Below are 15,215 nucleotides of genomic sequence, written 5' to 3'. Positions count from 1 at the left end.
GGCGGATATCCGCACCGCGCGGGAATTGCGTCAGAACATTCTTCGCTAATTCTCCCGAGCATATCCGCGACGTCACATCGCCGTCATCTTCGCCGATATCCCCGAATATTGCGCCGATGATGCAGATAATGGTTGCGACAGCAGGTGAGACCGGGCTTCCGCGATCGCGGAGACCCGCGCTGCCGCCCACCCTGACCGCCCTCGCCCAGGAGCCCGCGATGAGCCCCAGCACCCGCACCGTCGCACCGCCCGACCGCGCCACGAGACCGACGCCCGCCGCCGAGCGCTCCCGCCGGCTGCGCGCGGGCTGGCCCTCCACGGTCCTGGCGAAATGGATCATGGCCGTCACCGGGGTGATCTTCGCGCTGTTCGTCCTGGTCCATATGATCGGGAATCTGAAGGTCTACACCGGGCCCGAGCACTTCGACGCCTATGCCCTGTGGCTGCGCACGCTCCTGGAGCCGCTGCTGCCCTATGAGGGCTTCCTGTGGATCTTCCGCACCGTGCTGCTGATCTGCCTGGTGCTGCACGTGTGGTGCGCGGTGGTGATCTCCCGGCGGGCCAGGATCGCCCGCGGCCCCCACCGCCGGCGCGGCCTGCACGGGATGGACTCCTTCGCCGCGCGCACCATGCCGGTCACCGGCATCGTGCTGCTGCTGTTCATCGTCTTCCACCTGCTGGATCTGACCGCCGGGGTCGGGGTGGCCCCGGAGGGCTTCCAGCACACCACCCCCGAGGCCAGCCACGCCTACGCCAACCTCGTCGCCAGCTTCTCCCGGCCCTGGGCCGCCGCGGTGTACATCGCGGCCATGGTGATGCTCTTCCTGCACCTGGCCCACGGGCTGTGGTCCGCGCTGTGCGACGTCGGGATCACCGTCGCCGAGCGCGTGCGCGGCACCGTGATGCTGTTGTGCGGGGCGTACGGGCTGGCCGTGATGATCGGCAACATCTCCATCCCCCTAGCCGTACTGACAGGAGTCGTGCGATGAGCCAGAGGATCGACGTGGACGCCGTGGACCCCCGGATCGTGCACGGTGAGCCCGTGGACGGGAAGGTCCCGGAGGGAGACCCGGCCACCGCCTGGGCCCGCCGGCGCGACGAGTACCGGCTCGTCTCCCCGCTGAACCGCCGGAAGTTCGAGGTCGTGGTGATCGGCACCGGCCTGGCCGGGGCCGGGTGCGCCGCGGCCCTGGGGGAGCTGGGCTACCGGGTCACGGCCTACACCTTCCACGACGCCGCCCGCCGCGCCCACTCGGTGGCCGCCCAGGGCGGGATCAACGCCGCCCGGGCCCGCAAGGTGGATAACGACTCCCTGCGCCGCTTCGTCAAGGACACCGTCAAGGGCGGGGACTACCGCGGCCGGGAGGCCGACGCCTTCCGCCTGGCCGAGGAGTCCGTGCGCGTGATCGACCACATGAACGCCATCGGCGCGCCCTTCGCCCGGGAGTACGGCGGGCAGCTGGCCACCCGATCCTTCGGCGGCGTGCAGGTCTCGCGCACGTACTACACCCGCGGGCAGACCGGGCAGCAGCTGCAGGTCTCCGCGGCCCGCGCCCTGCAGCGCCAGGTGGCCGCCGGCTCCGTGGACCTGCACACCCACTGCGAGATGCTGGACGTGATCGTCCACGACGGCGTCGCCCGCGGCGTCGTGCTGCGGGACCTGATCACCGGGGAGGTCTTCTCCCACACCGCCCACGCCGTGGTCCTGGCCACCGGCGGGTACGGCAACGTGTTCCACAAGTCCACCCTGGCCCGCAACTCCAACGCCACCGCCGCCTGGCGGGCCCACCGGCGCGGGGCCCTGTTCGCCTCGCCCTGCTACATCCAGTTCCACCCCACCGCCCTGCCGGTCAGCGCCTCGTGGCAGTCCAAGACCACGCTGATGTCCGAATCCCTGCGCAACGACGGCCGGATCTGGGTGCCGAAGGAGGCCGGGGACGAGCGCGCCCCGGGGGACATCCCCGAGCAGGAGCGGGACTACTACCTGGAGCGCAAGTACCCCGCCTACGGCAACCTCACCCCGCGGGACATCGCCTCCCGGGCCGCCCGGGAGCAGATCGAGGCCGGCCACGGCGTCGGGCCCCTGCGCAACTCCGTGTACCTGGACTTCCGCGACGCCCTGCAGCGCCTGGGCACCAGGGTCATCGACGAGCGCTACGGCAACCTCTTCGCGATGTACCGCGACGCCACCGGGGAGGACCCCCACGAGGTGCCCATGCGCATCGCCCCCGGCGCGCACTTCTCGATGGGCGGGCTGTGGACCGACTACGACCAGATGTCCAGCATCCCGGGGCTGTTCGTGGCCGGGGAAGCCGGCTGGGCCTACCACGGGGCCAACCGGCTCGGGGCCAACTCCCTGCTCTCGGCCTGCGTGGACGGCTGGTTCACCCTCCCGTACTCCGTGCCGAACTACCTCGCCGGGCACCTCGGCGAGCAGCCGCTGGACGGGGACCACCCCGCGGTGCGCGCCGCCGTCGACGACGTGCGCCAGCGCATCGAGCACCTGCTGGGCATCGGCGGGAGCACCAGCCCGGAGAGCTTCCACGCGCAGCTGGGGGAGATCCTCTACCGGCGCTGCGGGGTCTCGCGCACCGCCGAGGGGCTGCGCCGCGGCATCGCCGAGATCCGGGAGCTGTCCGAGCGCTTCCACCGGGACCTGCGCGTGGTCGGCACCGGGGACCGGCTGAACCAGGAGCTCGAACACGCCGGACGCGTGCAGGACTACCTGGAGCTGGCCGAGCTGATGTGCGTGGACGCCCTGGACCGGGACGAATCCGCCGGGGCCCACTTCCGCGAGGAGCACCGCACCGAGCAGGGCGAGGCCCTGCGCGACGACGAGCACTGGTGCTTCGTCTCCGCCTGGCAGCGCGGAGCCGACGGGCAGCACATCCGCCGCGCCGAGCCGCTGACCTTCACCGCCGTACCCCTGCAGACGAGGAACTACTCATGAGACTGACCATCGACGTCTGGCGCCAGGACGGACCCGAGGAACCCGGGCGCTTCGAGACCCACCGCATCGAGGACGCCGCCGAGGAGATGTCCCTCCTGGAGCTGCTGGACCACCTCAACGCCCAGCTGGTGGCCGAGGGTCGGGAGCCGGTGGCCTTCGACTCCGACTGCCGCGAGGGGGTGTGCGGGACCTGCGGGATCACGGTCAACGACCAGCCGCACGGCCCCGAGGCCAACACCCCCTCCTGCCGCCAGCACCTGCGCTCCTTCTCCGACGGGGACACGGTGCGCCTGGAGCCCTTCCGCTCCGGGGCCTTCCCCGTCGTGCGCGACCTCGTGGTGGACCGCTCGGCCCTGGACCGGGTCGTGCAGGCCGGGGGCTTCGTCGCCGTGGACGCCGGCACCGCCCACGACGCCGACGACGACCGGATCGGCCACGACCAGGCCGAGCGGGCCCTGGACTTCGCCGCATGCATCGGCTGCGGGGCCTGCATCGCCGCCTGCCCCAACGGGGCGGCGAACCTCTACGCCGGGTCCATCCTCGAGCACCTGGCCACCCTGCCCCAGGGCGCCCCGGAGCGCACCGAGCGCGCTCGCGGCGTCGTCGGGCAGATCGAGGAGGAGTTCGGGCCGTGCTCCGTGTACGGGGAGTGCGCGGTGGTCTGCCCCGCAGGGATCCCGCTGTCCGCGATCAGCGCGGTCAACCGGGAGCGGGCCCGGGCCGTGCTGCGTCGCCGTTCCCGCGGCTGAGGGGCGGCCCGGTCGCGGCCGGGACTGGGTCCGGAGCGGGCCACCCGCGGTAGGATCGGGGACGTCCGCCGCACCCGTGAACCCGAAGGGCATCCATGACCATCGCGACCAGCCAGGCCACCGACCGCACGACCGTGGGGATCCTGTTCGGCGGACGCTCCTCCGAGCACGCCATCTCGGTGATCACCGCCGCGGGGGTGCTGCAGGCCCTGGACCGCGGCACCTACGAGCCCGTGCTGATCGGGATCACTCGCGATGGGGTTTGGCACCTGTCCGATGAGCGGGAGCTGACCGCGACCCGCGAGGCCGACACTCTCCCGGAGTTCACCGGGCAGGGCCCCGAGGTGCACCTGCCGCTGGGCGGGCCCGCCGCCCACCGGCAGCACCTGGTGCTGCGCGAGGCCGACGGCTCCTTCCACGAGGGCCCCCGCCTGGACGTGGTCTTCCCCCTGCTGCACGGTCCCTTCGGGGAGGACGGCACCCTCCAGGGCCTGCTGGAGATGGCCGGGCTGCCCTACGTCGGCTCCGGGGTCACGGCCTCGGCCGTCGGGATGGACAAGCACTTCATGAAGATGGCCTTCGAGGCCGCCGGGCTGCAGGTGGGCCCCTACCGGGTCATCACCGCCCGGCAGTGGGAGCGGTCCCGGCTGGAGAGCATCGAGCGGGTCCGGGAGCTGGGGCTGCCGGTGTTCGTCAAGCCCGCCCGGGCCGGATCCTCCTGCGGGATCACCCGGGTCGAGGACTGGGCCCACCTGGAGGCAGCGGTCGCCGAGGCCCAGGAGTTCGACCCCAAGGTCGTGGTCGAGGCCGGGATCGAGGGCCGGGAGATCGAGTGCGCCGTGCTCGACGGGCACCACCACGACACCCCGCGGGCCTCGCACCCGGGGGAGGTGGTCGTCGTCGGGCAGGAGGACGCCTGGTACGACTTCGAGACCAAGTACGTCCAGACCGAGGACTCCGTGCTGCGCTGCCCCGCGGACCTGCCGCAGCCCGTGCGCGATGACATCCGCGCCCAGGCCGTGCGGGCGTTCCTCGCCGTGGACGCCGAGGGCCTGGCGCGGGCGGACTTCTTCTGGACGACGGATGAGCGCGTCGTGATCAACGAGATCAACACCCTGCCCGGGTTCACCCCGATCTCGATGTACCGGCTGATGTGGGAGGAGACCGGCATCGGCTACGCCCAGCTGGTCGACGAGCTGCTGCGCCTGGCCCTGGAGCGCCCCGTCGGACTGCGCTGAGCCCGGCGCGCTGCGGGCTCAGCGGTGGTACTGCAGATCCTGCACGGACTGGCACCTCTTGGTCTGCGGGATCTGGGAGACCGCGGAGTCCAGCTCGGTGAGCAGGGAGGAGGAGGGCACCTTCGAGGCGTCGAAGGTCACCCGGATCGCCGGGGTGCGCCCGAAGGTGGTCGCGGTCCACGTGCCCGTCGGGTCCTCGGATCGTTCGCCTGCCGACGCGGAGGAGGCCGCGGGGCTCGGACTGCCGGAGGTGGCGCGGGTGGGGGAATCCGAGGCCGCCGACGCCGGGTCCGCCTGATCGTCCTCCCGGGCCAGGATCCAATCCACCCCGTTGACGCTCACGCACGGATCCGCGACCGGCTCCTGCACATGCACCCCGCACTTGAGCACGATCGCCGCCGGATCCCCCCAGGCCGTGGTGGCCTGGGCGGTGGTCTCGCGCTGGTCCAGACCGGTCAGCTGGGTGGGCATGGCCACCATCGCGGGCGCGCATGCGGGATCCGCGGCATCGGGGGCCGGATCCAGCGTCACGGCCGCCCCCGCGCAGCCGCTGAGCAGTAGCGCCCCCGCCAGGGTGCCCGTGAGGATCAGGACCCGGCGGGTCTGTCTTTTCCGAGGGGCGGTCCGTACACTGTCAGACGGCGAGGGCAGGGCGGCGGCTGGGGATGACACGGTCCCCAGGGTAGTCCACCGCAGCGGCCGACGCCGGGGCGGCACCAGGCCCCGGGAGACGGCGCCCGAGCCCGTCGCCGCCGAGAGAACCGCCGTGCCGTGCGCAGGAAGGAGCTTCCATGGACCGCAGAGCCCACCCCCGGCGGGCAGCCCGCGCGCGGGCCCTCGGCGTCGGCGCGCTGACCTGCCTCGTGGGCACCTGCGTGGGAGGCGCCGCCCTGGCCCAGGAAGCGCCCGGACAGCCCACCCCCGCCCCGCAGGCCACCGCGAGCGCATCCGCCTCCGCGGCCCCCGATCCCACGGGCGCCCCTGCCCCCACCGCGCAGCCCACTACCGCTCCCGCGCCCAGCTCGAGCGTCGAGCCCACGGCCCCTGCGGTCCCCACCACCGCGCCCAGCGCCACCCCGGCGGGGCAGCCGACGCCGGCCCCCACCGCTCCGAGCGCGACCCCCGCGCCCAGCGCATCCCCCACGTCCAGCCCCGCGCCGAGCCGATCCCCGTCGGCCTCGCCCACCCGCTCCGCGCAGCCCACGCCCACCCGTGAGCCGACCCGCGAGCCCACGCAGGAGCCCACCCGCGCCCCGGCGCCCCAGCCCAGCGCCACCGGCGGTTCCGGTGGTGCGGGCGGCGCGCCGTCCTCCGGCGGGTCGGACGGCGGCTCGGCGGCCTCCGACGTCGCGCCCGGACGTCAGGAGGCGGCCGTCCCCTACGCTCCCGGCACCCGGGAGCCGCAGGCGCGGGTCGAGGGTACGGGCGGCTCCTCGACTCGGCCCCAGGCGCGGGGACGCGCCGATGAGCACGGCGGGTTCTCCCCGCTGCGCGAGCACGGCGGAGAGCCGACCTTGGCCGGAGTCTCCGGCTGGGTCAGCTACTACCTGGATCGCGACGACGGCTCCGCCCGCTCGGACCGGACCTCGGGCGGGGCCCCCGTGGATTCCAATGACAACGCCGGCGTGCAGGCCGTGCGCGGGGAATCCGGGGACGCGGGCCTGAGCACCGAGGCCGGCGCGGGGACCCCGGACCTCTCCGCGCTGCGCGGACCGGTCCCGATCATCGTGTTCTCCGCCCTGGCCCTCGGGGGGATCGTGCTGGTCATCCACCGCTCCTCCCGGACGCTGGGCGGGCCCCGTCGGGCCGGACGCCGATGACCCCGGCCCACCACGCGGCCCAGCAGGGGCGGGAGCCCGCCCCCGGCACGGCCGCGGCGACCGGGGAGGAGGGGATCCTGCGGCGGATCCTGCCGATCTTCGCCGCGCAGCCGGCGGGCCGCTCCCCGGAGGGCCCGCGCGTCGTGGAGGGCCCCGGGGACGATGCGGCCGTCTACGACCTGGCCGGACGCCTCGCGGTGCTCAGCACCGACACCCAGACCCAGGGGGAGGACCACCTGCTCCGGTGGCCGTGCGGGCACCGCACCCGCGGTGCGGAGCTGGGCTGGAAGTCCGCCGCGCAGAACCTCGCCGACCTCGCCGCGATGGGCGCGGACCCGCTGAGCCTGGTGATCTCCCTGAGCTTCCCCGGGACCACCGCGGTGGACTTCCTCGAGGACATGGCCCGCGGCTACGTGGCCGCGATCCGCGCGCTGGGGGCCGACGCCTGCTCGGTGGACGGAGGGGACCTGGGCGGGGCCGGGGAGCTGTCCGCGACCGTCGCCGCCCTGGGCGCCTGCCGCGGGATGCCGGTGCGCCGGGACGGGGCCCGGCCCGGGGACGTCGTCGTGCTGGCCGGGACGCTCGGACGCGCCGCGGCGGGGCTGGACCTGCTGCTGCACGAGGACTTCGACCCCGGGGACATCCCCACCGAGGAGGACACCGCGCACGCCCGGCCGGGTGCGCGGGATGCGGATCGGCGGGCCCTGGCGGACCTGGCCGCCACCCAGCTGCGCCCCTGCCCGCCCCTGGGCGCGGGCCCGGCCCTGGCGGGTGCCGGGGCCCGGGCCATGATCGACGTCTCCGACGGCCTGGTGCGCGACACCGGGCGGCTGGCCCGGGCCTCCGGGGTGCAGGTGCGGCTGGACTCCCCGGCCCTGAGCGGGCTGCGCGCGGACCTGGAGCCGGCCGGGCGCCTCCTCGGACGGGACCCGATGGACTGGGTGCTGACCGGGGGAGAGGACCACGGGCTGCTGGCCTGCCTGCCTCCACAGGCGCCCCTGCCCCCCGGGGTGCGTGCGATAGGCTCGTGCCGCAAGAACCACAGCGACGACGAGCACAGGGACGACCCGCCCGTGACCCTGGACGGAGGCGTCCCCGAGCACCTGGGATGGGATCACTTTGGCGGGTAGGACGGCGACCGGCGCGGAGGCGCTGCGCGACTGGCTGAGCACCGCCGCCGCGGCCCTGGAGGAGGTCCGCGAACCCCTGGACGCCCTCAACGTCTTCCCCGTGGCCGACGCCGACACCGGCGGAAACCTCGCCGCCACCGTGCGCGCCGGGGCCGACGCCGCCCGGCTGGTCGGCACGAGCCTGCTCGGGGAGCTGCTGGGCATCTGCGCCCAGCACTGCCTGGAGGAGGCCCGCGGCAACTCCGGGACACTCCTGGCGGTCATGCTCGCCGGGATGGCCGAGCCCCTGGCCGCCGCCAAGCGCCTGAGCGCACCGGAGCTGGTCGCGGCCCTGGACCACGCGCGGGTGCGCGTCACCTCCGCCCTGAACGACCCCGTGGAGGGCACCATCTGGACCCTCGTGCGCACCGTGGCCGAGGCCTCCGAGGAGTGGGTGGCCCGATCCACCGAGGAACCGGATTCCCACCGGGGGTTGGTCGCCCTGCTCGAGCACCTCGTGGAGGAGGGCTGCCGGGCCGTGGCCGCCTCCGGGGAGCAGCTGGAGGTGCTGCGCGGCACCGGGCGGGTGGACGCCGGGGCCCTCGGCGTGCTCATCGTCCTGGACTGCCTGAGCCACACCGTGGCCGGGAAGGCCTACCCCGGGGCGCGCAAGCGCCCCTACGGGAGGTGGCTGACCACCCCCGAGGCCGCCGACCGGAACCCGTCGGCCCAGCCCGGGCGCGGGGCCGGGGCGGATCCCGACGCCGTCGAGTTCATGTGCACGATCACGCTGGACCCGCTGGCAGCGGCGACCGTGCGCCACGAGCTGACCGGCATCGGCGACTCCGTGATCATGACCGCCATCGACCCGACGGGGCCGAGGATGCGCTGGAAGGTCCACGTGCACGTGGGCACGGCCGCCGAGGCGATGGCCGTGCTCACCCGGCACGGCCGACCCACCGGCATCACCACCGAGACCCTCGCCCCGGGAGGGCGCTCGTGACCCGGCTGGAGGACCGGCCCCTCACCGAGGTCCTGCACCCGCAGACCGCGAAGGCCCTGAGCCGGCACCTGGGCCTGGAGACCGTCGGGGACCTGCTGGAGCACCTGCCGCGGCGCTACCTGCCCCGCGGGGAGCTGACCAGCTTCGCCGAGCTGCGGGAGGGCCAGGAGGTCTCCCTGATCTCCCGGGTGCTCTCCGTGCACACCCGCTCCCTGCACACCCGCCGCGGCTCGATCGCCGAGGTCACCGTCACGGACCAGCTGGACCCCGCTGGCACCGGCCCCGCACCCGCCCCGGACACGGCGGCGGCGCGCCTGGACGGCCTGGCGGGCACCGACATCGGCGTGGCCCCGGCGGACCCGGGACAGACCATGACCCTGTCCTTCTTCAACGCCTGGACCGCGGCCAAGGACCTGCACCCCGGGGATCACGTGATGTTCTCCGGGAAGGTCTCCGAGTACCGGGGCCGACTCACCCTGACCAACCCGCACTACGCGGTGCTCACGGACCTCGCGGCCGCCGCGGACCCGCAGGCCGCCCAGGCGCCGATCCCCGTGTACCCCGCGACCGCGAAATACACCACGGACCGGATCGCCGCCGCCGTCGCCGCGGTGCTGGACGGCACGGATCTGACCCAGCTGGAGGACCCCGTCCCGGAGGCCCTGCGCCGCCGCCACCGGCTGATGCCGATCGCCGCGGCCTACGAGGCGGTGCACCGCCCCGACGATGAGGAGCAGCCGCACCGGGGTCTGCGCACCTTCCGCTACCGGGAGGCGTTGGTGCTGCAGACCGTGCTGGCCCGGCGCGCCCACCGGTGGGAGTCCCGGCGCACCAGCGCCCACCCGGCCCGGGAGGACGGGCTGCTCGCCGCCTTCGACGCCGCCCTGCCCTTTCGCCGCACCGACGGGCAGGTGCGGGTCGGGGAGGAGATCGCCGCGGACCTGGCCGGCACCCGGCCCATGAACCGGCTGCTGCAGGGCGACGTCGGCTCCGGGAAGACCCTCGTGGCCCTGCGGGCGATGCTGCAGGTCGCCGACGCCGGGGCGCAGGCGGCGCTGCTGGCGCCCACCGAGGTGCTGGCCGGGCAGCACCTGCGCTCGCTCACCGCCGCCCTCGGGGACCTGGCCGCCCCGACCGGGCCCGTTCACGTGGCGCTGCTCAGCGCCTCCCAGCCGGCCGCCGCCAAGCGCCAGACCCTGCTGGACATCGCCACCGGCGCCGCGCAGATCGTCGTCGGCACCCACGCGCTGCTCGGCGAGCAGGTGATCTTCGAGAACCTCGGGCTCGTGGTCGTCGATGAGCAGCACCGCTTCGGGGTGGCCCAGCGCCACGCCCTGAGCGGCTCCGACCAGGCCCCGGCCCACCGGCTGGTCATGACGGCCACCCCCATCCCGCGCTCGGTCGCGATGACGGTGTTCGGGGACCTGGAGACCTCCGTGCTGGACGAGCTGCCGGCCGGGCGCCGGGAGGTCGCCACCCACGTGGTCTCCCTCGCCGCGCACCCCGGCTGGGAGCAGCGGATCTGGCAGCGCGCTCGGGAGGAGGCCCAGGCCGGGCACCAGGTGTTCGTGGTCGTGCCGACCATCGAGGACGGCGGCCCCGCCCGCCCCGGCACTGGCGCGCCCCTGCAGTCCGTGGAGGGTCTCTCCGCCCGCCTGGCCGGGATGCCGGAGCTGGCCGGGGTGCGCATCGGCATCCTGCACGGCCGGGTCCCGGGGGAGGAGAAGACCCGCATCATGCAGGAGATGGCGGCCGGGCGGATCGACCTGCTGGTCGCGACGACGGTGATCGAGGTGGGGGTGGACGTCCCCAACGCCACGCTGATGGTCATCATGGACGCGGACCGGCTGGGCATCTCGACCCTGCACCAGCTGCGCGGGCGCATCGGGCGCGGGAGCCTGCCCGGCACGTGCCTGCTGGTCACGGAGCAGGAGGAGGACGGGCCCTCGATGCAGCGCCTGCACGCGGTGGCCTCGACGCGGGACGGCTTCGCGCTGTCCCTGGCCGATCTGGAGCAGCGCCGCGAAGGCGACATCCTGGGCGCCAGCCAGTCCGGCACGCACTCGACCCTGAAGACCCTCTCCGTGCTGCGCCACCCCCAGATCATCGCCCAGGCCCGCGCCGATGCCCGGGAGCTGGTGGCCGAGGACCCCGAGCTGTCCCGGTGGCCGGATCTGGCCGCCGCCGTGGAGCGGGCGGACTCGGATGAGGCCAGCCGCTACCTGGAGCGCGGATGAGCCGCGCGGCGGGTCGGGCAGCGGTGACGGCGCAGCGGGCCTGGAAGGAGAAGATGCGAGGCGGCGGAGGGAGCGCAGAATGAGCAGGATCATCGCCGGGATCGCCGGGGGCGCCCGGCTGCAGCCGGTGCGAGGCCAGAACACCCGCCCCACCACGGACCGGGTCAAGGAATCCCTGTTCTCCCGGCTGGAGGGCTACGACGTGCTGGCCGGCGCCCGGGTGCTGGACCTGTTCGCCGGCTCCGGGGCCCTGGGCCTGGAGGCGGCCAGCCGGGGCGCCTCCAGCGTGGACCTGGTGGACCGGGACCGCGCGGCCCTGAGCGCCTGCCGGGCCAACCTGGCGGTCCTGACCCGGGCCGGCGCCCCCGCGCGGGTGACGGTGCACGACGCCGCGGCCCGCCCCTGGCTGGAGCGGCTCCCCGAGCAGCCCCGATGGGATCTGGTCTTCCTGGACCCGCCGTACGCGATGGGCCGGGAGGAGCTGGCGGACCTGCTGATGCGGGTGGCCCCCCGCCTGGACGCCGGCGGCGTCGTCGTCGTGGAGCGCTCCGCCCGGGACGAGGAGCCCGTGTGGCCGGCGGGTCTGGAGCGCTTCTCCCACCGGACCTACGGGGAGACGGCCCTGTGGTTCGCGGAGCCGGCCGAGGCCTGAGCGGGCCCAGCCTCGGGGTGCCTCGGGCCCGGATCCCCGCGCACCAGACTCCCCGGGGACCGGCTCACAGCCCGGCGGCGGCGATCCGTCGCGTGGCTTCGCGCAGCACCTCGGGGCGCTTGCAGAAGGCGAAGCGCACCCAGTCCGCGTAGAGGTGGGCATTGGCCTGCGTGGCGAAGGCGCTCAGCGGCACCACCGCGACCCCGGCCCGCTCGGGCAGGGCCTGGGCCAGCTGCGCCCCGGTGCCGGCCCATTCCGGGGCGTCCCGGCCGACCCGGGCCACGGCGAAGAACGTGCCCTCCGGCGCGCAGACCTCCAGGCGGGTCGCGGACAGGCCCTCCAGCAGCACGTCGCGCTGGCGACGGTAGCGCTCGTGCAGCTCGGGGTAGAAGGAGCCCTGCTCGGCCCAGGCTAGCGCCCGGGCCACCGCCGCCTGCAGCGGGGCCGCCGCCGAATGCGACAGGTAGCCCTTGGTCACCCGCAGGGCGCGGGTCAGGGGCTGCGGGGCGATGGCCCAGCCCACCCGCCAGCCGGTCACGGAGAAGGTCTTCGAGGCGGCCGAGACCCGGATGGTGCGCTCGGCGGCACCGGGCAGCCCGGCCAGATCCACGGGGTCGGCGTCGTAGTGCAGGTGCTCGTACACCGAGTCCGTGAGGATCAGCGCGTCGTGGGCCGCCGCGAGCTGCACGACGCGCCGCGCCGTCTCCTCGCCCAGCACCGTGCCCGTGGGGTTGTGCGGGTCGTTGACCACGACCATGCGGGTCCGCTCGGTGAAGGCCGCCGCCAGGTCCTCGGGGTCCGGGCGGAAGTGCGGCGGGCGCAGGGGCACGGTGCGCACGGCGGCCCCGGCCAGCGCGGCCACGGCCGGGTACAGGTCGTAGAAGGGCTCGAAGAACACGACCTCATCGCCCGGGCGCAGGTGCGCCAGCATCGCCGCGGCCAGGGCCTCGGTGGCCCCGGCGGTCACGGCGACCTCGGTCTCCGGGTCCGGACGGCGCCGCCCGGCCCGCTCCTCGGCCTCGGCCACGCCCCGGCGCAGGTCCGGGTCGCCCGCGATGGTCGCGTACTGGTTGCCGCCGCCGGCCACCGCCTCGGCCAGGGCCTCGCGCAGGATCTCGGGGCCGTCCGTGTCCGGGAAGCCCTGGCCGAGGTTGATCGCCCCGTGCCGGGCCGCCAGGAAGCTCATCTCCTCGAAGATCGTGGAGGACAGTCGTCCCCGCTCATCGGTCAGACCCGCCGCATCGGCCAGGCGCCGCCAGGGCGCGGGGGATGGGCTGGCGGGATCCACGGGCTCGGGCAGGCGCGAGGCGCCGGTGTTCGCAGACATGCCTGCCATGCTACGGGCCCGGCCCTGGTACCTTGGCAGACATGACCCTCGCTGTGTGCCCCGGATCCTTCGACCCCATCCACAACGGCCATATCGAGATCATCGCCCGCGCCGCCAAGATCTTCTCCGAGGGGGTCATCGTCGCCGTCGCGCACAACCCCCAGAAGACCTTCCGCCTGCCCCTGGAGGAGCGGGTGGCCATGGTCCAGGAGGTCTTCTCCTGGCTGGACGGGATCACGGTGGAGCCGATGGGCGCCGGCCTGGTGGCCGAGTTCGCCCGCTCCCGCGGGGCCGGGGCCGTCGTCAAGGGGCTGCGCGATGACCGGGACTACCTGTACGAGGCCCCGATGGCGACCATGAACCGCAACCTCGCCGGCGTCGAGACGGTCTTCCTGGCCGGGGACCCCAAGCACGGGCACCTCTCCTCCTCCCTGATCATGGAGGTCGCCTCCCTGGGCGGGGACGTCTCCGACTACCTGCCGCGCAGCGTGCACCGGCACCTGCTGGAGCAGGGGCTGCTGGGGCACGGCTGAGGCTCCGCCGGCCGGTGGGATCGACGGCTGCCGCGGCGGGGGTTGTCCCGGTTCGGCGTCTCGAGTATGCTGGGACGTCGGTCCAACCTCGAACAGGAGTGCATCATCACGCGTGAGAAGGCATCGGCCCTCGTGGTCGACGTGAAGGCCCTGGCCGCCCGGCCGGGGACGATGGAGACGCTTCGGCGGGCCCTGCCGGCCCCCGAGGACTTCGACAACGCCCTGATCGGGGCGCCGGCCGGCTCCGACATCACCGTGGATCTGCGCCTGGAATCCGTGCATGATGGTATCTTGGTCTCCGGCACCGCGTCCGTGACGGCCCACGGTGAATGTAGCCGCTGCCTGGATCCTCTCGAGGTTCCGGTCACGGCCGACATCCAGGAGCTGTACGTCCTGGACCCCGAGCCCGCAGCGGACGAGGAGGACGAGCAGCACGCCGTCGAGGACGATGCGATCGACCTCGAGCCCGTGCTGCGGGACGCGGTGATCACGCAGCTTCCGTTCCAGCCCGTGTGCCGGGAGGACTGCCCGGGCCTGTGCTCCGTCTGCGGGGCGCGCCTGGAGGAGGATCCGGAGCATCACCACGACGTGGTGGATCCGCGCTGGTCCGCCCTGTCGGGGCTGCTCGGCACCGAGGATGCCGCGAACGAGACGACAACGACGAGAGAAGAGAGATAGCAGTGGCTGTTCCCAAGAGGAAGATGTCCCGTGCCAACACCCGCGCACGCCGTTCCCAGTGGAAGGCGACCGCGCCTCAGCTGGTCAAGACCGTGGAGAACGGGAAGGTGACCTACAGCCTCCCGCACCAGGCCAAGGTCGTCACCGACTCCGCCGGCACCCCGCTGTACTTCGAGTACAAGGGCCGCAAGGTGGCCGACGCCTGATCCAGGTTCCCACCATGGACACCGCGTCCCACGGAGAGCTTCTGCAGCGTCTCGGCGTCGACATCGACGCCGAGACGCTGCTGCTTGCGCTGACCCACCGCTCCTACGCCCACGAGCACCCCGGCACCCCGGACAACGAGCGCCTCGAGTTCCTCGGGGACTCCGTGCTCGGCCTGGCCGTGACCACCGAGCTGTACCACCGCTTCCCGCACCTGCCCGAGGGGCAGCTGGCCAAGCGTCGGGCCGCCGTCGTCTCCGAGCGGTCCCTGGCGGTGCTGGCCCGCGGCATCGGCCTGGGGCAGCACATCCGCCTGGGGCGGGGAGAGGCCATCTCCCACGGCGGGGACAAGGACTCGATCCTCGCCGACACCATGGAAGCCCTGTTCGGGGCGACCTTCATCACCTGCGGCCCGGAGATCGCCCGGGACCTGGTCCTGCGCTTCACCTCGCCCCTGCTGGACGATGAGTTCGTGCTCGGCGCCGGGCGGGACTGGAAGACCGAGATCCAGGAGCTGGCCGCGGCCCGCGGCCTGGGGGAGGTCAGCTACGAGGTCCAGGGCGAGGGCCCCGAGCACGCCCGGATCTACCGGGCCACCGTCCTGCTGGGCGGGACCGCCCACGGGGAGGGCTCCGGTCCGGCCAAGAAGCAGGCGGAGCGGGCGGCCGCGGAGGTCGCCTTCCGCGCCCTGCACGGCGTGGTCACCGGCGCCTGA

Annotated in this window: 15 protein-coding genes; 13 read left to right on the top strand and 2 right to left on the bottom strand. The window is 74.2% G+C overall.

Annotated elements, in window-relative coordinates:
• Positions 1–218: 218 nt before the first annotated feature.
• The 4 genes from KKR01S_RS00300 to KKR01S_RS00285 all read left to right on the top strand — a co-directional run bounded on the left by KKR01S_RS00300 (position 219) and on the right by KKR01S_RS00285 (position 4,937).
• A complete protein-coding gene (locus KKR01S_RS00300) occupies positions 219–989 on the top strand; it encodes a succinate dehydrogenase cytochrome b subunit (protein WP_058731251.1) in 771 nt (256 codons plus the stop codon).
• On the top strand, positions 986–2,950 hold the full coding sequence (locus tag KKR01S_RS00295; RefSeq protein ID WP_058731250.1) for a fumarate reductase/succinate dehydrogenase flavoprotein subunit: 1,965 nt from the start codon (positions 986–988) through the stop codon (positions 2,948–2,950). The genes KKR01S_RS00300 and KKR01S_RS00295 overlap by 4 nt, the downstream gene beginning before the upstream one ends.
• Complete coding sequence (locus KKR01S_RS00290) at positions 2,947–3,699, top strand: succinate dehydrogenase/fumarate reductase iron-sulfur subunit (protein ID WP_058731249.1); 753 nt, start codon at positions 2,947–2,949, stop codon at positions 3,697–3,699. Before KKR01S_RS00295 ends, KKR01S_RS00290 begins: the two co-directional genes overlap by 4 nt.
• Positions 3,700–3,794: 95 nt before the next feature.
• Positions 3,795–4,937, top strand: a complete 1,143-nt coding sequence (locus KKR01S_RS00285) for a D-alanine--D-alanine ligase family protein (protein WP_058731248.1) — start codon at positions 3,795–3,797, stop codon at positions 4,935–4,937.
• Positions 4,938–4,955: 18 nt separating this feature from the next.
• Here KKR01S_RS00285 and KKR01S_RS10420 read toward each other — a convergent pair whose 3' ends face one another.
• Positions 4,956–5,495, bottom strand: coding sequence for a DUF3515 family protein (locus tag KKR01S_RS10420; RefSeq protein WP_231377303.1), 540 nt, complete (start codon positions 5,493–5,495; stop codon positions 4,956–4,958).
• Positions 5,496–5,728: 233 nt separating this feature from the next.
• Between KKR01S_RS10420 and KKR01S_RS11400 the strand changes: the two genes are divergently transcribed.
• The 5 genes from KKR01S_RS11400 to rsmD all read left to right on the top strand — a co-directional run bounded on the left by KKR01S_RS11400 (position 5,729) and on the right by rsmD (position 11,758).
• Complete coding sequence (locus KKR01S_RS11400; protein ID WP_263619161.1) at positions 5,729–6,757, top strand: hypothetical protein; 1,029 nt, start codon at positions 5,729–5,731, stop codon at positions 6,755–6,757.
• Positions 6,754–7,887: a thiamine-phosphate kinase gene (thiL, locus tag KKR01S_RS00265; protein WP_081101420.1), complete on the top strand. Its 1,134-nt coding sequence runs from the start codon at positions 6,754–6,756 to the stop codon at positions 7,885–7,887. Before KKR01S_RS11400 ends, thiL begins: the two co-directional genes overlap by 4 nt.
• A complete protein-coding gene (locus KKR01S_RS00260; RefSeq protein WP_061224987.1) occupies positions 7,877–8,869 on the top strand; it encodes a DAK2 domain-containing protein in 993 nt (330 codons plus the stop codon). Before thiL ends, KKR01S_RS00260 begins: the two co-directional genes overlap by 11 nt.
• Positions 8,866–11,106 (top strand): ATP-dependent DNA helicase RecG, encoded by a 2,241-nt coding sequence (locus tag KKR01S_RS00255; RefSeq protein WP_061224986.1) that lies wholly within the window; start codon positions 8,866–8,868, stop codon positions 11,104–11,106. The genes KKR01S_RS00260 and KKR01S_RS00255 overlap by 4 nt, the downstream gene beginning before the upstream one ends.
• 79 nt (positions 11,107–11,185) lie before the next feature.
• Positions 11,186–11,758 carry a 16S rRNA (guanine(966)-N(2))-methyltransferase RsmD gene (gene rsmD / locus KKR01S_RS00250; protein WP_058730888.1) on the top strand — a complete coding sequence of 191 codons (573 nt, stop codon included), beginning with the start codon at positions 11,186–11,188 and terminating at the stop codon, positions 11,756–11,758.
• Between the two features lie 64 nt (positions 11,759–11,822).
• Here rsmD and KKR01S_RS00245 read toward each other — a convergent pair whose 3' ends face one another.
• Positions 11,823–13,085 (bottom strand): aminotransferase class I/II-fold pyridoxal phosphate-dependent enzyme, encoded by a 1,263-nt coding sequence (locus KKR01S_RS00245; protein ID WP_081046290.1) that lies wholly within the window; start codon positions 13,083–13,085, stop codon positions 11,823–11,825.
• Positions 13,086–13,126: 41 nt separating this feature from the next.
• Here KKR01S_RS00245 and coaD point away from each other — a divergent pair, with 41 nt between their 5' ends.
• From coaD to rnc, 4 genes are all read left to right on the top strand, one after another.
• Positions 13,127–13,618 carry a pantetheine-phosphate adenylyltransferase gene (gene coaD / locus KKR01S_RS00240; protein WP_061224985.1) on the top strand — a complete coding sequence of 164 codons (492 nt, stop codon included), beginning with the start codon at positions 13,127–13,129 and terminating at the stop codon, positions 13,616–13,618.
• 66 nt (positions 13,619–13,684) lie between these two features.
• On the top strand, positions 13,685–14,296 hold the full coding sequence (locus tag KKR01S_RS00235) for a YceD family protein (RefSeq protein WP_058730890.1): 612 nt from the start codon (positions 13,685–13,687) through the stop codon (positions 14,294–14,296).
• Between the two features lie 2 nt (positions 14,297–14,298).
• Entirely contained in the window at positions 14,299–14,502 is a 204-nt protein-coding gene (gene rpmF / locus KKR01S_RS00230) for a 50S ribosomal protein L32 (RefSeq protein ID WP_058730891.1), read from the top strand.
• Positions 14,503–14,516: 14 nt separating this feature from the next.
• A complete protein-coding gene (gene rnc, locus KKR01S_RS00225; RefSeq protein ID WP_058730892.1) occupies positions 14,517–15,215 on the top strand; it encodes a ribonuclease III in 699 nt (232 codons plus the stop codon).

Source organism: Rothia kristinae NBRC 15354 (assembly GCF_001570865.1).
Lineage (GTDB): Bacteria > Actinomycetota > Actinomycetes > Actinomycetales > Micrococcaceae > Rothia > Rothia kristinae.
This window is presented reverse-complemented; position numbering and strand designations above follow the sequence as displayed.

Excerpts from the sequence above, each read along its gene's own strand:
- KKR01S_RS00235 (WP_058730890.1), top strand. The coding sequence starts at position 13,685 with ATGCTGGGACGTCGGTCCAACCTCGAACAGGAGTGCATCATCACGCGT.
- KKR01S_RS11400 (WP_263619161.1), top strand. The coding sequence starts at position 5,729 with ATGGACCGCAGAGCCCACCCCCGGCGGGCAGCCCGCGCGCGGGCCCTC.
- thiL (WP_081101420.1), top strand. The coding sequence starts at position 6,754 with ATGACCCCGGCCCACCACGCGGCCCAGCAGGGGCGGGAGCCCGCCCCC.
- KKR01S_RS00295 (WP_058731250.1), top strand. The coding sequence starts at position 986 with ATGAGCCAGAGGATCGACGTGGACGCCGTGGACCCCCGGATCGTGCAC.
- KKR01S_RS00245 (WP_081046290.1), bottom strand. The coding sequence starts at position 13,085 with ATGTCTGCGAACACCGGCGCCTCGCGCCTGCCCGAGCCCGTGGATCCC.
- coaD (WP_061224985.1), top strand. The coding sequence starts at position 13,127 with ATGACCCTCGCTGTGTGCCCCGGATCCTTCGACCCCATCCACAACGGC.
- KKR01S_RS00290 (WP_058731249.1), top strand. The coding sequence starts at position 2,947 with ATGAGACTGACCATCGACGTCTGGCGCCAGGACGGACCCGAGGAACCC.
- KKR01S_RS00300 (WP_058731251.1), top strand. The coding sequence starts at position 219 with ATGAGCCCCAGCACCCGCACCGTCGCACCGCCCGACCGCGCCACGAGA.
- rnc (WP_058730892.1), top strand. The coding sequence starts at position 14,517 with ATGGACACCGCGTCCCACGGAGAGCTTCTGCAGCGTCTCGGCGTCGAC.
- rsmD (WP_058730888.1), top strand. The coding sequence starts at position 11,186 with ATGAGCAGGATCATCGCCGGGATCGCCGGGGGCGCCCGGCTGCAGCCG.
- KKR01S_RS00285 (WP_058731248.1), top strand. The coding sequence starts at position 3,795 with ATGACCATCGCGACCAGCCAGGCCACCGACCGCACGACCGTGGGGATC.